The sequence below is a fragment of the Pseudomonas syringae group sp. 26L6 genome (assembly GCF_032587815.1).
Taxonomy (GTDB): Bacteria; Pseudomonadota; Gammaproteobacteria; order Pseudomonadales; family Pseudomonadaceae; genus Aquipseudomonas; species Aquipseudomonas amygdali.
The window spans coordinates 1-2,096 of record NZ_JAWHPJ010000036.1; the positions used below are offsets into that span (position 1 = coordinate 1).

At 47.3% G+C, this 2,096-nt stretch carries 2 protein-coding genes; both read left to right on the top strand.

The genetic code is table 11. From position 1 onward, the window contains the following. A partial coding sequence (locus RYA97_RS17265) for an RHS repeat-associated core domain-containing protein (protein WP_316892761.1) occupies window positions 1-1,224 on the top strand: 1,224 nt, incomplete at its 5' end. A 13-nt stretch (window positions 1,225-1,237) separates the two neighbouring features. Then, on the top strand, window positions 1,238-1,831 hold the full coding sequence (locus RYA97_RS17270; RefSeq protein WP_005772011.1) for an imm11 family protein: 594 nt from the start codon (window positions 1,238-1,240) through the stop codon (window positions 1,829-1,831). Window positions 1,832-2,096 lie beyond the last annotated feature (265 nt).

Below are 2,096 nucleotides of genomic sequence, written 5' to 3' on the forward strand. Positions count from 1 at the left end.
CGCGGCGAAACCCAGTACGAATACGAAGCCAACGGTCAGCTGCTGGCACGCAACACCGGTAGAGTCGTTGACGGCGAAGAATTCCGCTACGACGCCGCGGCCAACCGCCTGAACTTCAACACCAGCCGCTTCGACCACGTCAAAGACAACCGCCTCAAACAGTGGGCGAACCACGAGTACAAATACGACGCGTGGGGCAACCTGATCGAAAAAGCCGTCGGCATCGTGCGCTGGCAGACCTTCACCTACGACTGCGAAAACCGCCTGGTCAAAACCGAGACCATGGCTGACACGCAGGTGGAAAGCACCAGTAGCTACCAGTACGACAGCCTGGGCCGAAGAGTCGCCAAACAGTCCGAAATCAAAGGCCACACCGACCACAAACGCTTCCTCTGGCAAGGCCTGCGCATGCTGCGCGAAGAAAGCCCCGGCCAGAGCAGCTTGTACCTTTACGAGCCCGGCAGCTATGCGCCGCTGGCCCGTGTGGATGAGAAAGAGGGCGAGGTAGAGAATAAGGTTTATTACTTCCACACCGACCAGATCGGCACACCGCTGGAAATGACCGACGCCGAAGGGCAGATCGTCTGGCAGGCCAAGTACCGGGCGTGGGGTGCGGTGGAAAAGCTGGTCGTGAACGAGGTTGAGCAGAACCTGCGGTTTCAGGGGCAGTATTTTGATGTCGAGACGGGGCTGCACTACAACACGTTTCGGTATTATGACCCGGAGATTGGGCGGTTTATAACGCAGGATCCGATTGGGTTATCAGGAGGGACAAACTTATATTTGCATACATTCAGCCCTAACAATTGGATTGATCCTCTAGGTTGGTGCTCTACCAAGCTGGGTAATAATATGGGAGCAAAGCCAGGTGATGGAATGGCAAACCATCATCTGTTGCCGGAAGAATTGATAAAGAGCCCGCAGTTCAAAACCATGTTCGGTAGACTGAAAGGTATTGGCTGGAATCCTGATGGGGCCTCAAATGGTATTTTTCTTCCTGGCTCCAAAAATCTCGCTCAGACTACGGGAATGCCAGGGCATTGGTCAAATCACGGCCAATATACAGAAGCAGTGAAAAACAAATTAGTGAAGCTGAATAACAACCTAGGCAGCTTAACTGATATTGACTTGGCTCTTGGAGTAAAAAACATTCAGACTTGGGCTTCGCAAGGCCTTGAGAATGGCCTGTTTAAAATAGATGCTATAACCGGCCGATTGCTATGAGGGCAATATTATCATGAAAGATCTATATATAATCAGCTATGAACCGAATGGTGAGGGCGCGCCATATTTTTTTGATCTAGAGTGGGTGCCAGATCTTCCAACGTTTCACTATCCAAGCGAAAACCCAGTAGAGAGCTCACTTACTTCTCATTATCGTGCAATTGCTGACACTCCGAAAATCAATGCAGACTGGCTGCCTGATCATTTCTTAGCGTCTAAAAAATTATTGGAAATTTGTGATCATCTTAGGTGCTCTTACATTAGCCGCCCCATCGAACTTAATATTCAAGGCAAAGTCAGTGATAAAGAATACTTTTTTTTTATTGCTTCCGACAGAATAAATGCAATGGATTTAGATATGTCGACATTCACCCTTGACACTAACCCTAAGATTAATGCCTCAATGTCCAATGCCCCGGTATACGAACGCATTGAAAAACTGGTAGTACTGAAAAATATAAAATCACATTTATTTTACTTCGAAGAGATACATGAAGTAGTTTGCTCTAGTGAATTTCGAGACAAATATATAGCAGAAGGTTTAGCCGGCCTATCCTTTAAAAAAATAGATGAGAATTATGAATATGCCCCTTGGGATGACTTTTAAAATCTTGAGATTCGATATTTGATTTTTTCAAGAAAATATTTTCGCCCATAGCTCTTTTAAAAATTACTTATCAAGGTAGCTGCCAACTTTGCCTCAGCTACCTATTAATATCTTTTATAAAGCTTACTTAAGTGTCCCTATCTAACCGGTGTCGTGATGACCCGCCACAGCAACGCACTGGGCCTGACCTGCGAGTACCGCTGGGAAATTATCGACGGCCAGCCGCGTGTCGTCGAACACCAGACCAGCGATGGTGAGCATTTCC